The 17,370-nt window shown below is 72.4% G+C and carries 14 protein-coding genes; 8 read left to right on the forward strand and 6 right to left on the reverse strand.

The window, feature by feature from the left end; genetic code table 11:
• Positions 1-30: 30 nt before the first annotated feature.
• Complete coding sequence (locus LCE31_RS01900) at positions 31-984, reverse strand: ADP-ribosylglycohydrolase family protein (RefSeq protein ID WP_225012159.1); 954 nt, start codon at positions 982-984, stop codon at positions 31-33.
• Between the two features lie 95 nt (positions 985-1,079).
• On the reverse strand, positions 1,080-2,447 hold the full coding sequence (locus tag LCE31_RS01905) for a cryptochrome/photolyase family protein (protein WP_225012160.1): 1,368 nt from the start codon (positions 2,445-2,447) through the stop codon (positions 1,080-1,082).
• Positions 2,448-2,728: 281 nt separating this feature from the next.
• Between LCE31_RS01905 and LCE31_RS01910 the strand changes: the two genes are divergently transcribed.
• The 3 genes from LCE31_RS01910 to LCE31_RS01920 all read left to right on the forward strand — a co-directional run bounded on the left by LCE31_RS01910 (position 2,729) and on the right by LCE31_RS01920 (position 5,785).
• Positions 2,729-3,448, forward strand: a complete 720-nt coding sequence (locus LCE31_RS01910) for a PadR family transcriptional regulator (RefSeq protein WP_225012161.1) — start codon at positions 2,729-2,731, stop codon at positions 3,446-3,448.
• Between the two features lie 469 nt (positions 3,449-3,917).
• Positions 3,918-5,009 carry an ATP-binding cassette domain-containing protein gene (locus tag LCE31_RS01915; RefSeq protein WP_225012162.1) on the forward strand — a complete coding sequence of 364 codons (1,092 nt, stop codon included), beginning with the start codon at positions 3,918-3,920 and terminating at the stop codon, positions 5,007-5,009.
• Positions 5,006-5,785 (forward strand): ABC transporter permease, encoded by a 780-nt coding sequence (locus tag LCE31_RS01920; RefSeq protein ID WP_225012163.1) that lies wholly within the window; start codon positions 5,006-5,008, stop codon positions 5,783-5,785. Before LCE31_RS01915 ends, LCE31_RS01920 begins: the two co-directional genes overlap by 4 nt.
• Before the next feature lie 57 nt (positions 5,786-5,842).
• On the opposite strand, the gene LCE31_RS01925 is transcribed toward LCE31_RS01920, so the two are convergent.
• A complete protein-coding gene (locus LCE31_RS01925) occupies positions 5,843-6,691 on the reverse strand; it encodes a siderophore-interacting protein (RefSeq protein WP_225012164.1) in 849 nt (282 codons plus the stop codon).
• 140 nt (positions 6,692-6,831) lie between these two features.
• Positions 6,832-7,794 (reverse strand): 5'-3' exonuclease, encoded by a 963-nt coding sequence (locus tag LCE31_RS01930; protein WP_225012165.1) that lies wholly within the window; start codon positions 7,792-7,794, stop codon positions 6,832-6,834.
• 232 nt (positions 7,795-8,026) lie between these two features.
• Between LCE31_RS01930 and LCE31_RS01935 the strand changes: the two genes are divergently transcribed.
• Together LCE31_RS01935 and LCE31_RS01940 are read left to right on the forward strand one after the other, a co-directional pair.
• The gene (locus LCE31_RS01935; RefSeq protein ID WP_225012166.1) at positions 8,027-9,178 is read left to right on the forward strand and encodes a quaternary amine ABC transporter ATP-binding protein; all 1,152 of its coding nucleotides are present in this window, start codon (positions 8,027-8,029) and stop codon (positions 9,176-9,178) included.
• Positions 9,171-11,819, forward strand: a complete 2,649-nt coding sequence (locus LCE31_RS01940) for an ABC transporter permease/substrate binding protein (protein WP_225012167.1) — start codon at positions 9,171-9,173, stop codon at positions 11,817-11,819. Before LCE31_RS01935 ends, LCE31_RS01940 begins: the two co-directional genes overlap by 8 nt.
• Before the next feature lie 123 nt (positions 11,820-11,942).
• On the opposite strand, the gene LCE31_RS01945 is transcribed toward LCE31_RS01940, so the two are convergent.
• On the reverse strand, positions 11,943-13,718 hold the full coding sequence (locus tag LCE31_RS01945; protein WP_225012168.1) for an exo-alpha-sialidase: 1,776 nt from the start codon (positions 13,716-13,718) through the stop codon (positions 11,943-11,945).
• Between the two features lie 610 nt (positions 13,719-14,328).
• On the opposite strand from LCE31_RS01945, the gene LCE31_RS01950 reads away from it, so the two are divergent.
• Entirely contained in the window at positions 14,329-14,979 is a 651-nt protein-coding gene (locus tag LCE31_RS01950) for a hypothetical protein (protein ID WP_225012169.1), read from the forward strand.
• Positions 14,980-15,193: 214 nt separating this feature from the next.
• Here the strand turns inward: LCE31_RS01950 and LCE31_RS01955 are convergent, their stop codons facing one another.
• Complete coding sequence (locus LCE31_RS01955) at positions 15,194-15,856, reverse strand: dimethylsulfonioproprionate lyase family protein (RefSeq protein WP_225012170.1); 663 nt, start codon at positions 15,854-15,856, stop codon at positions 15,194-15,196.
• Positions 15,857-16,014: 158 nt separating this feature from the next.
• Here LCE31_RS01955 and LCE31_RS01960 point away from each other — a divergent pair, with 158 nt between their 5' ends.
• On the forward strand, positions 16,015-16,377 hold the full coding sequence (locus LCE31_RS01960; protein ID WP_225012171.1) for a helix-turn-helix domain-containing protein: 363 nt from the start codon (positions 16,015-16,017) through the stop codon (positions 16,375-16,377).
• Positions 16,378-16,492: 115 nt separating this feature from the next.
• Positions 16,493-17,140 carry a hypothetical protein gene (locus tag LCE31_RS01965; RefSeq protein WP_225012172.1) on the forward strand — a complete coding sequence of 216 codons (648 nt, stop codon included), beginning with the start codon at positions 16,493-16,495 and terminating at the stop codon, positions 17,138-17,140.
• Positions 17,141-17,370 lie beyond the last annotated feature (230 nt).

Here is a 17,370-nt window from a genome sequence, read left to right on the forward strand (position 1 = left end):
AGGCGGGGTTCCGCGAGGAGCGCGCCGCGCTCAGCGGCTCGCCCGGGCCAGGGAGCCGGCCAGGGACGTCAGCGCCTGCGCGTCGAGCGTGCGGCCGAAGCCGGGCAGCGGGACGTGGAGCGGGGCCGTCCAGCGGGCCGGGATCGCGGCGGCTCCGTAGACCGCTCCGGCGAGCCCGCCCGTGACCGCCGCGACCGTGTCCGTGTCCCCGCCCAGGTCGATGGCCGCGCCGACGGCCCGTTCGAAGGACCCCGTCGTGCGCAGGGCCCAGACCGCGGACGCCAGGCAGGGCCAGACGGCGCCGTTGAACTCCGTGGCCATGGACGGGTCCCAGCCCGGGGACAGCACCGCCGCCCACCGCTCGCGGTGCGCCTCGTGCACGCCGTCCAGCGTCGCCTCCAGCGCCTCCAGCGGGTCGCCGCCGCCGAGCGCGACCCGTACCAGCTCGTGGAAGACCGCCGTGCCCTCCCACGCCGCGCGGTCCCCGTGGGTCAGCGCGGCGATGCGCCGCGCGGCCTCCATGGTGGCGTCGCGGCCCGCGGGCGCGAAGTACACCGCGGAGGTGGCCGCCCGCATCAGCGAGCCGTTGCCCGCCGCCCGCCGTGTCTGCTGGAAGTGCACGGACGCCGCCGTGTCCCAGGGCCGGCCGCTGGTGAGGACCACCTCCGTCTGGATGCCCATGTCCTTGGGCTCACCTGCGGCCCAGCGCTTGAAGCGCTCGAAGATGTCCGGCAGGTCGAGCCCGCCGCGGTCCAGCAGGGACTCGCCCACGAGCACCGCCATCTGGGTGTCGTCCGTGGCCTCGCCGCTCTCCCAGCCGCCGCCCGCCCACATCTGTCCCGGGCCGCCGTGGAAGCGCTCCGTGTACGCGCCCGGAGGCCCGAATTCGAACGGCGCGCCGAGCGCGTCGCCGACGGCGGACCCGACGACGGCGCCCGCCGCCCGGTCCCCGCGGTCGTCCGGATGCGGCTCCACGTGACTCATCCGGCCAGCGTAGACGCCGTGCCCCGGCGCCCCGGCGCGCGCCCTGCCGCAGCCCCGGCCAGGGGACTTGGGGCGCGCCTTACCACCGCGCCGCTTCAGGCTCCGCGCGCCCGCAGGAACCGGTCGCGCCCCTGCGCCAGGTCCACCACCGGAGGCGGGTAGTCCAGGTCCGCGCGCTCCCGCTCGGGCAGCCGCCACGGCTGGTGGACCGCGGCGCCCTCCACGGTCGCGAGCTCCGGCACCCAGCGGCGTACGTAGGTGCCTTTCGGGTCGAAGCGCTTCGCCTGGGTGAGCGGGTTGAGCACCCGGTTGGGGCGGGTGTCCGTACCGGTGCCGGCCGCCCACTGCCAGTTGAGCTGGTTGTTCGCCAGGTCGCCGTCCACCAGCAGGTGGAGGAAGTGCCGTGCGCCGGTCCGCCAGTCGGCGTACAGCGTCTTGGTGAGGAAGGAGGCGACCAGGAGCCGGCCCCTGTTGTGCATCCAGCCCTCGTGGAGCAGCTGGCGCATCGCCGCGTCCACGACGGGGTAGCCCGTACGCCCCCGCCGCCAGGCCTCGACCGCCGCCTCGGCCTCCCGGCCTGTCGACCAGCGGTCGCCCCGGTCGCGGTAGTCGGACCAGGAGGCCGCGGGCCTGGCCGCGAGGACCTGGTGGTGGAAGTCCCGCCAGGCCAGCTGCCGTACGAACGCGTCGGCGCCCGCGCCGCCCTTGCGCTCCGCCCGGTGCACCAGCTCTGCCGGGGACAGGCACCCGAAGTGCAGGTACGGGGAGAGCCGTGACGTGCCGTCCCCCGCGAGGTCGTCGTGGCGGTCCTCGTACGCCTCGACGCCGTCGCGCAGCCAGGCGGTGAGCCGCTTGCGCGCCACGGCCTCGCCGCCCTCGGCGACTCCGGGCGAGACGCCGCTGACGTCCGCCCGGCGGGGCAGCGCCTCGCTCTCCACGCGCGGTACCCGGACGGTACGGGGCGCGCCGGAGGCCTCGCGTACACCGGCCTCGCGCCAGCGGCGGAAGTACGGGGTGAAGACGGCGAAGTGGTCGCCGGACGACGGGGTGACGCGCCCCGGCGGGAGCGCCGTGACCACGGCGTCGTGCACGTGCAGGGCGCACCGCGCGGCGGACAGCGCGTCGCGCAGCCGCTCCTCGCGCCTCAGCGCGTACCGGCTGACCCCGGCGGCGACATGCACCTCACGGGCACCGGTCTCCTGGACGACGCGGCACACCTGCTCGGCCGGTTCGCCCGTACGCAGGACCAGCCGGCCGCCGCGGTCGCGCAGCGCGGCGTCGAGCGAGGCGAGGCAGTCGGCGAGGAACGCCTCGCGGTTGGGCGACGCGAACCCGGCCCGCCTGATGCCCTCGTCGTGCACGAACAGCGGGACGACCCGGTCCGCCGCCCCGAGCGCGGCCCGCAGCACGGGCTGGTCGTGGACGCGCAGGTCGGAGGTGAAGAGAGCCACGGCAACGGTCATGCTCCGCATCCTGCCCGTGCCGGGGTCGCGGCGAGCGCCGCACACGCGGGCGGGGGCGCGGGGGTTGCGGTCGTCCGACGCGGCTCGGTTCGCCGCAGCTCGGTCCGCCGCGGGACGGCTAGCGCACGGCGAGAACGAACGCGATATATCTCGTGCGTTGACGGTCTCTCGAAATTCGCGATATATTCGGCCCCGGATATGAGGAAGCGGATGGCGTTCGGCCACTCGGCGTGCCGGGGCCGGGCGAGTTCCTCGACGACGTGCGGGGGGAGGTGGGCGCGATGAGCGGCGGGAAGCGGCGCAAGCTGAGCAATCCGCTGGCCCTCGCGGTGATGGGACTGCTCGGTGAGCGGCCCATGCATCCCTACGAGATCGCAAGGACGCTGCGGCAGCGCGGCAAGGAAGCGAGCGTGAAGATCAACTACGGCTCGCTCTACACCGTCGTGCAGAACCTGGAGAAGCACGGGTTCGTGGAGGTCACCGAGGTGCAGCGGGAGGGCAACAGGCCCGAGCGCACGCTCTACGGGCTGACGGACGCCGGGCGCGAGGAGGTGACGGAGTGGCTGTCCGACCTGGTGGCCGTTCCGGCGGAGGAGTTCCCGCTCTTCGAGACGGCGCTCTCGCTGATCGGCTACCTGCCCCCGGACGAGGCCGTCTCCCGGCTCCGGGACCGGCTCGCCGAACTCGACGTGCTCGCCGCCTCGTTGCACGGAGTACTGGGCAAGCTCTACGAGACACTGCCCCGGCTCTTCCTGGTGGAGATCGAGTACAAGCTCCACATGGCCGAGGCGCAGGCCGCGTGGGTCCGCGGCTTCGTGCGCGAGATCGACGAGGAGACGCTGAGCGGTGTCGAGGGCTGGCGGAGCCTGCACGAGAGCGGGCAGGCGCCCCCCGAGTGGCAGGCGGTGTCCGGGGAGCCCCCGGCGGCACCCGGCGGATCGCCGGAGGGCGGGGGAGAAAGCGGGCCCCGTCACCGCGGCGGCCGTGACGCCGCGCCCTGACGCCGCGTCCTGACGCCATGTCCTCACGCGGCGTCCGGCGCCGCGTCAGGACGCGGCGCCGGGGCGGGAGTAAGAGCCGGCCGGAGTCGGAGGAGGACCGGTCGGAGAAGACCGGCCGGACTCGAAACCGGGTTCCAAGAGGACCGGCCGGAAGCGGACCGACAGGGGCCCGGAAGAAGAGCGGACCGACAGAGGTCCGGAAGAAGATCTGACGAACAGCGGGAGGGACACCGGGGGAGAGACCACCACTGCACAAGCCCCGAACGGGGCACCGGGGGAAAGACCCGGCGGGCGCTGTTGCAGCAGCTCCCGTCGGGCTCCAACCCCGAACCGGTCCGCCGCCAGGCGCACCGGGCGAATCGAGGTGCGGCACACCCAGGATAAGCCCGGCGCTCTCGGCGCGGCCCGAACCCGTCCGTGACCACGGACGGAACACGACCGCGAACCGCTCACACAGGAGAGCTCTGCCATGACCACCGGCATCCTTACCGGCGCCACGCCGCCCCCGCCGTCCGCGGCGCAGGGGCCGCCCGCCGTCGAGGCACACGGCCTCGTGAAGACCTACCCGGGACCCGTCACCGCGCTGGACGGACTCGCCCTCACCGTCCCCGCCGGGGGCGTCCTCGGACTCCTCGGCCCCAATGGCGCGGGCAAGTCCACCACTGTCAAGATCCTCACTACGCTGGCCCGGCCCGACCGCGGCTCGGCCGTGGTCGCCGGGCACGACGTACTGCGCCACCCCGACCGGGTGCGCCGCGCCATCGGGGTCGTCGCCCAGCGCTCGGGCGCCGACCCGGCCGCGACGGGCCGGGAGAACCTGCTGCTCCAGGGCCGCCTGTACGGTCTGCGCGGCGCCGGACTCGCCCGCAGGGCCGACGGACTGCTCGCCCGCCTCGGTCTCGCCGACGCGGCGAAGCGCCTGGTGAAGGGGTACTCGGGCGGTATGCAGCGGCGGTTGGACGTCGCGCTGGGGCTGATCCACCGGCCCGAGGTGCTGTTCCTCGACGAGCCGACGACCGGGCTCGACCCCGAGTCGCGGACCGCCATGTGGGACGAGATCGCGAGGCTCGCCGCCGAGGAGAGCCTGACCATCCTGCTGACCACGCACTATCTGGAGGAGGCAGACCGGCTCGCCGGACGGATCGCCATCGTGGACCGGGGACGGGTGGTGGTCGAAGGCACGCCCGACGAGCTGAAGGGCGAACTGCGCGGGGACGCCGTCCACCTGGAGCTCAGGGAGCCCGCCGACGCCTCCGTGCTGCTGCCCGCGCTGGCCGCCCTGCCGGATCTGCGCGACGTGGCCGCGGACGGCCGCAGGATCAGCGTGCGGTCGGCCGACGGCGCCGCCGCCGTACCGGTACTGCTCGGTGTGCTGGAGCGGGCCGGCGCGCGGGTCGCCGCCGCGACCGTCGCGCGGCCCTCGCTCGACGACGTCTACCTGCGCTACGCGGGGCGGCGCTTCGAGGACGCGCAGGCGGGAGCGGAAGGGGGCGCAGCGGGGACCGCGGCCCCCGCTGCGGGTCCGGGTACCCGTACGGCCGGGGCGGAGGGCGACCGATGAGCACACACGCCCTCACCGACACCTGGTTCGTGACGCAGCGCCAGCTCAGGGCGACGGCCCGGCAGCCGGTCTTCCTCGCCATCTCGCTGGTCCAGCCCGCGATCTGGCTGTTCCTCTTCGGCAACCTCTTCAAGAAGGTCGTCGAGCTCGGCGGGTTCGGCACCACCTCGTACCTGGACTACCTGATCCCCGGCATCGTGGTCATGAGCGCCCTGTCCTCCAGCATGTGGGCGGGGATGGGCATGCTGGAGGAGATCGAGCGCGGCACGCTCAACCGCTTCCTGTCCACGCCGGTCAGCCGGGGCGCCGTGCTCCACGGGAACGTCGCGCACAACGCCCTGAGCACGGCCGCGCAATCCGTACTGATCGTGCTGCTCGGCCTCGCGGGAGGGGCCCGCTACCCGGGCGGCGCGGGCGGCATCGCGGTACTCGTCCTCGCGTCCGTCCTGCTCGGCACGGTCTTCGGCGCGCTGTCCAACGCGGTGGGCATGCTGGTGCGCCAGCGCGAGTCCATCATCGGCATCAACACCTTCCTGCTGCTGCCGCTGACGTTCCTGACGTCGGCCTTCATGGCGCCGGGCCAGATGCCCGTGTGGATGGCGCACATCGCCGCCTGGAACCCCGTCAACTGGGCGATGATCGCAGGGCGTTCGGCCATGTCGGCCGCCCCCGACTGGGACTCCGTCCTCAGCAGGGGCGGCGCACTGCTGGCGCTCACCGCGGTGGCCGTGGCGCTGTCCACGCTGACCTTCCGCTCGTACCAGAAGTCGGTGTGAGCCCGCCCGGGCCGCGCTGGGGGTGATGCGGCGGAACGGGGGAGCGGGGCAGGGGTGTCAGGCCGTGGCCTGGCCCTCCTGCTCCCGCTCCACCTGGGCGTTCCACTCGCGCTTGACCGCGCGCCACGCCTCGTCGTCGTGCCCCTGACGCCAGTAGCCGGAGACGGACAGCCGCTCGCGCGGAACCCCCCGCTCGTTGCGGAGGTGCTTGCGCAGCTCCTTCACGAAGCCCGCCTCGCCGTGGACGAACGCGTGCACCGAGCCGGCCGGGAAGTCCAGCTCCCGCACCGCCGCGACCAGGGCCTCGCCGACGGGCCGCTCCCCGCGGTGCAGCCAGGTCACCCCGACGCCGTCGGGGCACATGATCTTCTGCTCCTCGGCCGCGTCCCCGACCTCCACGAACGCGTGCACCGGCACATCGGAGGGGGCCCGCTCCAGGGCCGCCGCGATCGCGGGCAGCGCGCTCTCGTCGCCCGCGAGCAGGTGCCAGTCGGCCTCCGGGTCCGGCGCATACCCCCCGCCGGGGCCGAGGAACCGCACGATCTCGCCGGGCACCGCGCGCGCCGCCCAGGGCCCCGCGAGGCCCTCGTCGCCGTGGACGACGAAGTCGAACGTCATCTCCAACGCCTCCGGGTCCCAGGCCCGCACCGTGTACGTACGCGTCGTGGGCCACTGCTCGCGCGGGAACTCCTCGCGGATGCGGTCCATGTCGAACGGCTCGGGGTACTCGGCCCCCGGCGCCGGGAAGATCATCTTCACGTAGTGGTCGGTGAACTCGCCGCACTCCACAGGAGCCAGCCCCTCACCGCCGATCACGATCCGCACCATGTGCGGGGTGATCCGCTCGGTGCGCACGACGCGCGCCTCGCGGGCCGTAGGTGCCTTACGGCGCTGTTCCTCCGCCACGGCGAACTCCCTGGTCGATTTCGGCTTAGGCTTACCTAACCTAACATCTCGTCGGGCGGTCGGGGGTGCGGCCGACGGGTTCGGCCCCCGTCCGGCCGACGGGTTCCGGCCCTCGCCCGGCCGGCGGGGTGCGGCCCGCCTCAGCCCTCGCCGCCCTCCGCCAGGGCGGTGACCAGCCGGGTCAGCGATCCGCCGAGCCCCCAGCGCTCGGCCAGGGCGACCAGCGCGTCCGGGTCGCGCGGCGTGGCGGGCAGGGCGGTGTCCACCTCGGGCAGCGGTACGTCGGAGGCGACGCGCACGACGGCGGGGGCGACGGCCACATAGGGCCGCGCCTCGGTCAGGCGCTTGCGCTGGGACGGGGTGAGCCTGGCGTGCGGATCGTCCACGGCCGCCATGATCCCCGCGAGGTCGCCGAACGCGTCCAGCAGTTTCGCCGCGGTCTTCTCGCCGATGCCCGGCACGCCCGGCAGCCCGTCGCTCGGATCGCCGCGCAGCAGCGCCAGGTCCACGTACCCGGCGCCGGACACCCCGTACTTCTCGCGCAGCACCGCCTCGTCGGTCAGCTGGAGCGTGCCGACCCCCTTGAGCGGGTACAGCACGCGCACCCCGCGCCCGTCGTCCACCAGCTGGTAGAGGTCGCGGTCGCCGGTGACGATGTCGACGGGGCCCGTGGCGCGCGCCGTGAACGTGCCGATCACGTCGTCCGCCTCGTACCCCGCGACGCCGACGCGCGCGATGCCCAGCGCGTCCAGGACCGCCTCGATGACCGGGACCTGCGGGGAGAGGGTGTCGGGCACCTCCTCCTCGTCCGCCCCCTCCTCGTGCTCCTCGGCGACCCGGTGGGCCTTGTACGACGGGATCAGGTCGACGCGCCACTGGGGACGCCAGTCGGCGTCCATGCAGGCCACCAGCGCGTCCGGCCGGTGGTCCTGGACCAGGCGGGCGATGAAGTCGAGGAGCCCGCGCACGGCGTTGACCGGGGTGCCGTCCGGGGCCCGCACGGACTCGGGCACGCCGAAGTACGCGCGGAAGTACAGGGAGGCGGTGTCGAGGAGCATCAGGCGTCGCGTCACGTGGCTGATGATGCCGTAGGCCACTGACATCCGTTGACGCCCCCGATGTCCCTCGTGCAGGAGCGACACGCCAAATTGACGTGATGTAGATCACATAATTGTTTGGTCTGGATAAGCGGGGGCAGGCGCGCACCCGGAGCGGACCAGCCCTCCGGCTTCTCCCTGCCGGATCAGGCCGGGCAAGCGGGCAGACCCCGTGCCGCTCCACGGCTCGCCCGGCGGGGGTGGCGAGCCGTTTTTCGGTTCAACTCGTGAGGTTTATGTGTCCAGGCTGCAAGCCGAGCACTTGTACAAAGTCTTCGGCAGACGACCAGATGAAGCTGTGACGAAGCTCGAGAGCGGTGCGGACCGCGAGGAGCTTCGCGCCGACGGAACGACGGCCGCCGTCATCGACGCATCCTTCACGGTCGAGCCGGGGCAGATCTTCGTGGTGATGGGCTTGTCGGGCTCCGGCAAGTCCACGTTGCTGCGCATGCTCAACGGGCTGCTCGAACCGACCGCGGGCCGCGTCCTCTTCGACGGGGAGGACGTGACAGCCCTGTCCAAGGACGGGCTGCGCGCGATCCGGTCCACCAAGATCAGCATGGTGTTCCAGCACTTCGCGCTCTTCCCGCACCGCAGCGTGCTGGAGAACGCCGCGTACGGCCTCGAAGTCCAGGGCATGCCGCGCAAGCAGCGCGAAGAGCACGCGCGCGAGGCCCTGGAACTCACCGGCCTCGGCGGCTGGGAGAAGTCCTGGCCCGACGAGCTCTCCGGCGGCATGCAGCAGCGCGTGGGCCTCGCCCGCGCCCTCGCCACCGACGCGGACGTGCTCCTCATGGACGAGTCCTTCAGCGCGCTCGACCCGCTGATCAGGCGCGACATGCAGGACCAGCTGCTGACACTCCAGAAGCGGCTGAAGAAGACCATCGTGTTCATCACGCACGACCTCAACGAGGCCATGCGCCTCGGCGACCGGATCGCCGTGATGCGCGACGGCAGGATCGTCCAGCAGGGTTCGGGACAGGACATCCTCGTCACGCCCGCCAACGACTACGTCGCCTCCTTCACGCAGGACGTCGACCGCTCACGCGTGCTCACGGCCGGCGCCATCATGGCCGACCCCGAGACCGCGTACGGCACCCGTACGGACTCCGGCAAGGAGCTCCGTACCGCCGAGGACGTCCTCGCGGCGGCGCCCGCCACGGTCACCGAGGACACGCCGATCATCGAGCTGTTCACCCCCTGCTCCACCAGCGGCGTCGCCGTCGCCGTCACCGGCGAGGACGGCGGGCTCGTGGGTGTCGTACCGAGGGCGCGGCTGCTCGCCGTGCTCGGCGAGCCGATGACGCCGACGGACGCCGCGTCCCCGGCCGAGGGCACCACCGCCACCGGCGCGGACGACGCCTCGGGCAAGGCGGTGGCCAGTGCCTAGGCTCCACCTCGGCGACTGGGTCGACAGCGCGGTCAACTGGCTGCAGAACAACCTCTCGTGGCTGTTCGACGCTGTCTCCTGGCTCGTCAACCACCTCTACAGCTGGATATTCGACGTCCTGTCGGCCCCCCAGCCGCTGCTGCTCGCGGGCATCTTCGCCGTCATCGCCTGGTGGCTGCGGAGCCTGTCCGCCGGTGTGCTCGCCTTCATCGGCTTCGCGCTGATCGACTCCATCGAGTTGTGGGACCACTCGATGCAGACGCTCTCGCTGGTCCTGGTGGCCACGGTGCTCACCCTGGTGATCGGCGTCCCGCTCGGCATCTGGGCGGCCCGGTCCAAGACCGTCAGCCAGATCTTCCGGCCGGTCCTCGACTTCATGCAGACCATGCCCGCCATGGTCTACCTGATCCCGGGCGTCATCTTCTTCGGCGTCGGCGTCGTGCCCGGCATCATCGCGACGATCGTGTTCGCGCTGCCGCCCGGCGTCCGTATGACCGAGCTGGGCATCCGGCAGGTCGACGAGGAACTGGTCGAGGCGGCCGACGCGTTCGGCACGCCCCCGCGCCAGACGCTGCTGCGCGTCCAGCTCCCGCTCGCCATGCAGACGATCATGGCCGGTGTCACCCAGAACGTGATGCTCGGCCTGTCCATGGTGGTCATCGCGGGCATGGTCGGCGGCGGCGGCCTCGGTGGCGACGTCTTCCAGGCCATCGGCAACGTGAACATCGGCCTCGGCTTCGAGGCCGGCATCTCCATCGTGATCCTCGCGATCTACCTGGACCGGATGACCGGCGCGCTCGGCCAGCAGGTCTCGCCGCTCGGCCGCCGCAGCCTCGCCAAGGCCCGCGAGATGGCCAGCGGGGTGGCGGGCCTGAAGATCTGGAACCACCGGCCGCAGCCCGTTGTGGCACTCGTCGGCGTGGTGGTCCTGGCGCTCGCCGCCGGCGGCCTCGGCCTGTTCGGCGGCTCCGGCTCCGACTCGACGTCGACCACGGCGGGCTCCTCCGCGAACGTGGGCCACGGCAAGTCGGTGAGCATCGGCTACATCCCGTGGGACGAGGGCATCGCCACCACGTACCTGTGGCAGGAGATGCTCCAGGAGCGCGGATACAAGGTCAACGTCAAGCAGTACGACGCGGGCGCCCTCTACCAGGGCCAGGCCAACGGCCAGATCGACCTGCAGACCGACTCCTGGCTGCCCACCACGCACGCCGCCTACTGGAAAAAGTACGGCAGCCAGCTGGACGACATGGGCAAGTGGTACGACCAGACGTCGCTGGAGATCTCCGTCCCCAGCTACGTCAAGGGCGTCAAGACCATGGCGGACCTGAAGGGCAAGGCCTCCGAGTTCGGCGGCCGGATCATCGGCATCGAGCCGAGCGCCGGCGAGATGGGCCTGCTCAAGAGCAAGGTCCTCAAGGCGTACGGGCTCGACAAGGAGTACCAGGTCACCGACGGCTCCACGCCGAGCATGCTGTCCGAGCTGAAGCGCGACTACGCGCAGAAGAAGCCGGTCGCGGTCGTGCTGTGGTCGCCGCACTGGGCCTACAGCACGTACAAGCTCACCAAGCTCGCCGACCCCAAGAACGCCTGGGGCAAGGGCGACAGCATCCACATGCTGACCCGCAAGGGCTTCTCCCAGGACAACCCGGCGGTCGGGAACTGGCTGAAGAACTTCAAGATGAGCGAGACCCAGCTCAGCAGCCTTGAGGCGCAGATCCAGAAGTCCGGCACCGGCCACGAGCCGGAGGCGGTCAAGACGTGGCTCAAGGCCAATCCGGGCCTCGTCGACAAGTGGGTCCCCGTGCCGAAGCAGAACAAGGGGGTCCAGGCAGCGGTCGCCAAAGAGGCCGCGCGCCCGATCAACGTCGCCTGGTTCCCCTGGGACGAGGACATCGCCGCCACGTACCTCTGGAAAGAGGTCCTCGCCAAGCGCGGCTACACGATGAACCTCAAGCAGTTCGACGTGGGCCCGATGTACGCCGCTCTGTCCAGAGGCCAGTTGGACGTGCAGTTCGACGGGTGGCTGCCGTACACGCAGAAACCGTACTGGGACAAGTACCACAACGATCTGACCAAGATCGGCTACTGGTACGGCCCGACCTCCCTGGAGGTCGCGGTGCCCAGCTACGTCAAGGGCGTCAAGACGTACAGCGACCTCAAGGGCAAGGGCAAGGAGTTCGGCAACCGGATCATCGGGATCGAGCCGGGCACCGAGGAGATGAACCTCCTCAAGAACAAGGTGCTGCCGACGTACGGCGTCGACAAGGAGTACAAGGTCGTCGACGGCTCCACGCCGGGCATGCTGTCCGAGCTGAAGCGCGACTACGCGCAGAAGAAGCCGGTCGCGGTCGTGCTGTGGTCGCCGCACTGGGCCTACAGCACGTACCACCTGACCAAGCTCGCCGACCCGCAGAAGGCCTTCGGCACCGGCGACAAGCTGACCACCGTGGCCAGCAAGAAGTTCCCCCAGCAGTACCCGCAGCTGACCAAGTGGCTGAAGAACTTCCACATGTCGGACGCGGAGCTGGGCGGTCTGGAGAGCCAGATCAAGAAGGCCGGCACGGGGCACGAGGAGGACGCCGTCAAGGCGTGGATGGCCAAGAACCCCGGCATCGTGGACAAGATGGCCCCGATGTAGCGGGAAGCGGATTCCGGCCGGTCGCGGGGGGGGGGGGGGGCCGCCGCCCCCCCCCCCCCCCCCGGCGCCCCGGCGGGGGGGGGGGGACCGGGCCCCGCACGCGCACAGAGAGTTGACGGGGCGTCAGTTCGCGCTGGTGACGCTGATGTTCCGCCAGCTCGCCGTGGTGGACTGGTCACGCACGCCGATCGCGCCGTGCGTGAAGGTGCAGTCGGGGTCCTGGTAGCTGAGGCTGACGGTCTGCCCGTCGGAGTCGGCGGGCGAGCCGGTCACGTCCAGGGTGCAGCCGGCCACCCGTACGTCGAGGTGGTACCAGGCGCCGGTGGTGAGACCGCCGGGCACGGGGGTGTCGGCGAGCGCCGTCCAGCCGCCGTTCTGCCTGCCGAGGAAGAGGCTCGTCGCCGATACGCCGACGTAGTACCCGTCCAGGGCGTCGGCTCCGGTGGCCGGGTCGGACGCGCGGACGACGAACCCCGCCTGTGAGCCGCTGTCGATGCGTACGTCGCCCGAGAGGCGGTAGTCGGTCCATCCGGTGGAGCCGGCGATGGACTTGTTGCCGCCGTCGCCGCCGCAGGTCTCGGACAGGACGCCGCCGGACGTCGTCCAGCAGCCTCCGTAGCCGATCCAGCCCGACGTCCCGTTCGCGAAGTCGCTCGTGTACGGCAGCACCGCGGCGTTGCCCACGGCCGTGCCCTCCTCGCAGCCCGCCGCGCCGCCGACGGTGGCGGTGGTGTAGCGGAAGGTGGCGCCGGTGCTGTCGAGCAGCAGGTCGGGGCTGTAGTTGGTCTTGCAGCTCGTATCGCTGGTGGCGACGGGTTGGAACGGTGCCGGGGTCCAGGACCAGGAGCCCGTGGAGTCGGGGTCCTTGACGAACACGGCCTGCTGGTCCTCGGGCGCGAAGTCGTTGGAGCCGGTGAAGCGGGTCCGCATGCCGGTCAGCAGCAGCTCCCCCGAGGGTCCGCCCTGCGGGCTCCAGACGAGGTACGGGCTGCTGCCGAGGTAGCGGCCGTCGGAGGTGACGGCCTCCGTCCCGAGGTCCGAGGGCCCGCTGCCCCAGGTGGTCCCGCCGTCGGTGGAGGTCTTGGTGTGCGCCTCGCAGTTGCGTCCGTCGCCGCAGAGCTCGTAGGCCATGACCATGCGCCCGTCCGGCAGGGTGGCGACGGTCGGCATCCCGGGCCGGTCCGTGTCGGAGGTGCTCTCGACGTCGGCGACGAGGCCGGGCGCGAAGTTCGTCGACCCGTCGGGGTTGGCGCTCCAGGTGGCGCCGCCGTCGTCGGAGACCATGTGGGCGATGATCTGCGCGTGCGCCGGCTCCTGGCGCTCGTCGGAGAAGTACATGGCCAGCCGCCCCGCGCCGTCCTCGGTCAGGAACGGCTCCCAGATGCCCGATCCGCCGTGCGGTGCGCCGGACCCGCCGCCGCCGGTCTGGACGATGTCCTGGTACGACCAGTGCGCGCCCTGGTCGGTGCTGCGCCATAGCACGAAGTCGGTGCGGGCCTGGCTGCTGGGAGCGATGTTGCCCGCCAGCAGCAGGGTGCCTGCCGGGTACGCCCCCATCTGCTTCGGCAGTTCGTAGAGGAAGGGCTGCCAGAACTGGTCCGACGGGTGGCCCGCGCCGGTCAGCGGGTCGGTGACGGTGGTGAGCGTCCGCCAGGTGGCGCCGTCGTCGTCGGAGGCGCGGATGACGAACCCGGACGCCGTGCCGTCCAGGCTCGCGTGCTCGAAGGTGCCGATGAGCGTCCCGTTGGCGGTGCCGCTGTGTTCGAGCCGGATGACCCGGGAGTAGGCCAGGAACTCGTTGGCCGAGGCGCGGGTGTACATGCTGCCGCCCGGCGCGTTGGCCGAGGCGCTCGGCGAGGTGGCGACGCCGGCGGTCGCCGCCAGGATCAACGCGGCCACCAGCGTGATCAGTCGGCGCGGTCCTGACGTCTGCTGCTGCCGTTGCCGCCTCGGTCGCCATCCCGAGTGCCATCTCTGTTGCCGTCTCTGTTGCCATCCCGGTCGCCATCCCATGGGGGGAGTCCTCTCGGTTGCTGGTCTGGACCTTTTGCAACGTTGAATATCGATGACGGTACGGCTGAGCCGGATGGAGCGTCAATGCGTCTGCGGGAACGGGGCCTTGACCGCGTTCGGCGGCGAGAGGGGCGCCCACGGCGTTCGGGGCGGCATGCCGCCCGCCGCCGGACGCGCGCTCCGGTGGTTGCCGCAGAGTGGCACCCCGCCGGTTGCCGCGGGGCGGCGGCCCGGCGCAGGTCGTCCGTACGGCGGGCGGGCCTTCGAGCCCTCTGTGTCCTTCTACGGGGCGGAAGGTGGGGCTTCGGTGACCGGCGCGTGGTGATGCCGGGGAGGCGCCGCGACGACGCCGGGCGCTCCGGGGGCCGGCGAGGGCGGAACGATAGCGTTTCGAGCGACCGTTCGACTCCCGGCCGCCGGCGGGCACAGGGCCCGCAAGCACGCGAAGGGGCGACGGGACGACCAAGTCACCTCACGCGTAAGGAAGTAGAACGTCATGGCACGACCGCGGTCCGGCACAAGGACGATGAGGCGGGCCATGGCCGCCGCTCTGCTGGCGGTGGTGCCGCTCCTGGCGGCGTGCCACGCGAAGTCGCACGTGAAGTCCTCTTCCGGCTCACGTCACCACAGCAGCACGCACACGCCCTCGGCCGGCCCGTCGCCCAGCGCCGGTTCCGGTGCTCAGGGGCTCGACCAGTCCACCGTGGCCTCCGCGACCGGCGCCTGGGTCGGCGCGGTCATCGCGGAGGACGCGAAGCGTGCCTGCATGCTCTCCGCCGAGCCGGGGGATGGCTCGTCCCCCGCGCAGGGCATGAACGCCCAGAAGTGCGACGCGTCGACCACGCAGAAGATGGCGGACGGCCTGAAGGCCATGAGCAAGGCGTTCACGCCGAAGAACGCCTCCGGCACGCCGACGGTGAAGGTCGAGGCCCCGACCCCCGCGGGCGACAAGGCGTCCGTCCCCACGGCCAAGATCATGGTCGACGGACGGCCGCTGCGGGCCATCCTGCTGGCCGGATCGAAGGGCGTGAACCCGAAGACGTTCACGGCCAAGCTGGAGGCCGAACGGATCGGCGGGAAGTGGTACGTCGGCGACTTCGACATCAACGGCGGCAGCGAGACACTCAAGCCCCGGGCCCAGTCCTGAGTTGAGGCCCGGCGGAGCGGCCCCGGCGCGGTGCGTGCGTTCCCGTACGCGTCCCGGGGCGCGCGCGTCCGAGAGCGCGGGGCAAAGGCGCCCGCGGGACAAGCGCGCACGCGGTACAAGCACACACGCTGGACAAGCGCACACGCGGTACAAGTGAGCCCGCAGGGCAAGTGCGCCCGCGGTGCAAGTCCACTGCGCTACGGCCGAGTTGCGGTCAACCCGGGTGGGAGAGCCGCGCGGAGGCCGTCGTGTCGCCGCTCCAGAGATAGAGCGCGAGCAGGGGTGCCTCGCCGGTCCGGATCGCGTGCTCCTGCCCCGGGCGGTGGTGCAGGACCTGCCCGGGGGCGAGGGGCCGGTAGGGCTCGCCCGCCCCGGAACTCCACAGGGCGCGGGTCAGCGGGATGTACACCTCGTCGGCGGGGTGATGGTGGTGCGGGTAGTGGTTGTCCGGGCCGAGAAGCAGGACACCTGCCACCGCGGTGCGGGTCGGGTCCACGACCAGGGGGGACGACGCCGCGGAGCCGAGGATCGTGGCATGGGCGTAGCGGCTGAGGAACGACGCGTGCGGCGGAGCCGCCACATAGGCCGCGGTCTGGGTCCAGTGCAGGTCGTCGGCCAGTTCCCCGAGTACCCCGCCCAGCAGGTGCGCCGCGCCCTGCCGCGACGGGTCCATCGCCTGGGGCAGGTGGGCGGCGGCGACCCCCTCGGCCGCGACCGCCACGGGGCCGGCCGCCGGTCCGCGGGCCGGTGCGGGCCCCGCCGGTGCCGTCGCGGCGGCGAGGCCCGCCTCAAGGGCCAGAGCCTGCTCGTGCAGGCCGGCGCCCCGCACGACCTCGACGACGTCCCGGCACAGCCGCTCCGCAACCTGGTGCACCATGCGCCTCACCGTACGCGCCACAGCCGCCCTCAGGTGATCCGCGCCCGGCGCCGACGCCTCGCAAGCTGTTGCAAGCCCTCGCGCTGTTGCAACCCCTCGCGTGCTGTTGCAAGCGGTGGTGCTTGCAAAAGTTAGCGTGGTGTGTGCATGGTGGGCGCATGGCAGCACTCAACGTCGGCGGTCTCGGCGAGTACCTGCGCGAGCAGCGGCGTACGGCGCAGCTCTCGTTGCGGCAGCTCGCTGATGCCGCCGGGGTGTCCAATCCGTATCTGAGCCAGATCGAGCGCGGGCTGCGCAAGCCGAGCGCGGAGATCCTCCAGCAGCTCGCCAGGGCGCTGCGCATCTCCGCGGAGACGCTGTACGTGCAGGCCGGGATGTTGGACGAGCGGGAGCGCGAAGAGGTGGAGACGCGTGCCGCCATCCTCGCCGACCCGTCGATCAGCGAACGGCAGAAGCAGGCCCTGCTCCAGATCTACGAGTCGTTCCGCAAGGAGAACGGGTCCGCCCCGGAAGGGCCCTGACCCGGCGCGCGCCCCGGCCCGGCTCCCGGTGCCGGCCGGCGGCTCGTGGTGCCGGAGCGGGCGACCCGCCCGGTGCTGTCGTACCACCCTCACCCGATCCCGGAGGTTGACAGTCATGGCCATCGCCGATGACCTGCGTAAGACCCTCACCGACCCGACCCCGCTCTACTTCGCCGCCGGGACCGCCGACCTTGTCGTGGAGCAGGTCAAGAAGGCGCCCGAGCGTTTCGAGGCCGTGCGCAGGACCGATCCGCGCGTCGTGCAGGAGCAGGCGGCGGAGCGGGCCCGCGAGGCCCAGGAGACCGTGCAGTCCAAGGTCAACGAGTTGATCGGCTCCATCGACCGCGACCCGCGCAAGCTCGGCGAGACCGCGCAGGGCCTCGCGCTGCGGGGTGTCGGGGTCGCCCTGGAGTACGCCGTGAAGGCGCGCGAGACGTATGTCCGCGTCGCCGAGCGCGGTGAGCACAGCGTCCGCACCTGGCGCGGCGAGGCTGCCGACGAGATGACCGACATCGCCGTCGCGGTCGAGCCGGACGCCCCCGGGCCGCGCGAGTCCGCCCGTACGGAGAGGCCGGCCGGAACGGGCACGGCAGGGGCGGGCACGGCCAAGGAGACGCCCGTCGCCACCGACCCCGCCGAGGCGGCCGCGCCGCGGGCCGCGACCCCGCGCAAGGCGGCGCCCCGCAGGGCCACCCCGCGCAAGGCCGCTCCCCGCAAGGCGCCCGGCGCCCGCAAGACGCCGCCGCCCGCCACGGACGAGTAGGCGGCAGGCCGCCGGGGGGCGGCGTAAGCAAACCGTACGGATGCCGTGGAGAATCGTACGGATTGCGTACGGAACGGCGCGGGCCGGGCATTTTCCGCGGGCCCGGTCCGTTGTCGTCTTGTTGTCGTGGGGGGGGGGGGGGGGGGGGGGGGGGGGGGGGGGGGGGGGCGGCGGGGCGGGGGGGGGCCGGGCCCGGGGGGGGGCCGGGCGCCGGGGGGGGGGCGGGGGGG

The organism is Streptomyces sp. 8L (assembly GCF_020176795.1).
Classification (GTDB): Bacteria; Actinomycetota; Actinomycetes; order Streptomycetales; family Streptomycetaceae; genus Streptomyces.

Excerpts from the sequence above, each read along its gene's own strand:
- LCE31_RS01905 (WP_225012160.1), bottom strand. The coding sequence starts at position 2,447 with ATGACCGTTGCCGTGGCTCTCTTCACCTCCGACCTGCGCGTCCACGAC.
- LCE31_RS01930 (WP_225012165.1), bottom strand. The coding sequence starts at position 7,794 with ATGTCAGTGGCCTACGGCATCATCAGCCACGTGACGCGACGCCTGATG.
- LCE31_RS01965 (WP_225012172.1), top strand. The coding sequence starts at position 16,493 with ATGGCCATCGCCGATGACCTGCGTAAGACCCTCACCGACCCGACCCCG.
- LCE31_RS01920 (WP_225012163.1), top strand. The coding sequence starts at position 5,006 with ATGAGCACACACGCCCTCACCGACACCTGGTTCGTGACGCAGCGCCAG.
- LCE31_RS01915 (WP_225012162.1), top strand. The coding sequence starts at position 3,918 with ATGACCACCGGCATCCTTACCGGCGCCACGCCGCCCCCGCCGTCCGCG.
- LCE31_RS01950 (WP_225012169.1), top strand. The coding sequence starts at position 14,329 with ATGGCACGACCGCGGTCCGGCACAAGGACGATGAGGCGGGCCATGGCC.
- LCE31_RS01900 (WP_225012159.1), bottom strand. The coding sequence starts at position 984 with ATGAGTCACGTGGAGCCGCATCCGGACGACCGCGGGGACCGGGCGGCG.
- LCE31_RS01960 (WP_225012171.1), top strand. The coding sequence starts at position 16,015 with ATGGCAGCACTCAACGTCGGCGGTCTCGGCGAGTACCTGCGCGAGCAG.
- LCE31_RS01910 (WP_225012161.1), top strand. The coding sequence starts at position 2,729 with ATGAGCGGCGGGAAGCGGCGCAAGCTGAGCAATCCGCTGGCCCTCGCG.
- LCE31_RS01955 (WP_225012170.1), bottom strand. The coding sequence starts at position 15,856 with ATGGTGCACCAGGTTGCGGAGCGGCTGTGCCGGGACGTCGTCGAGGTC.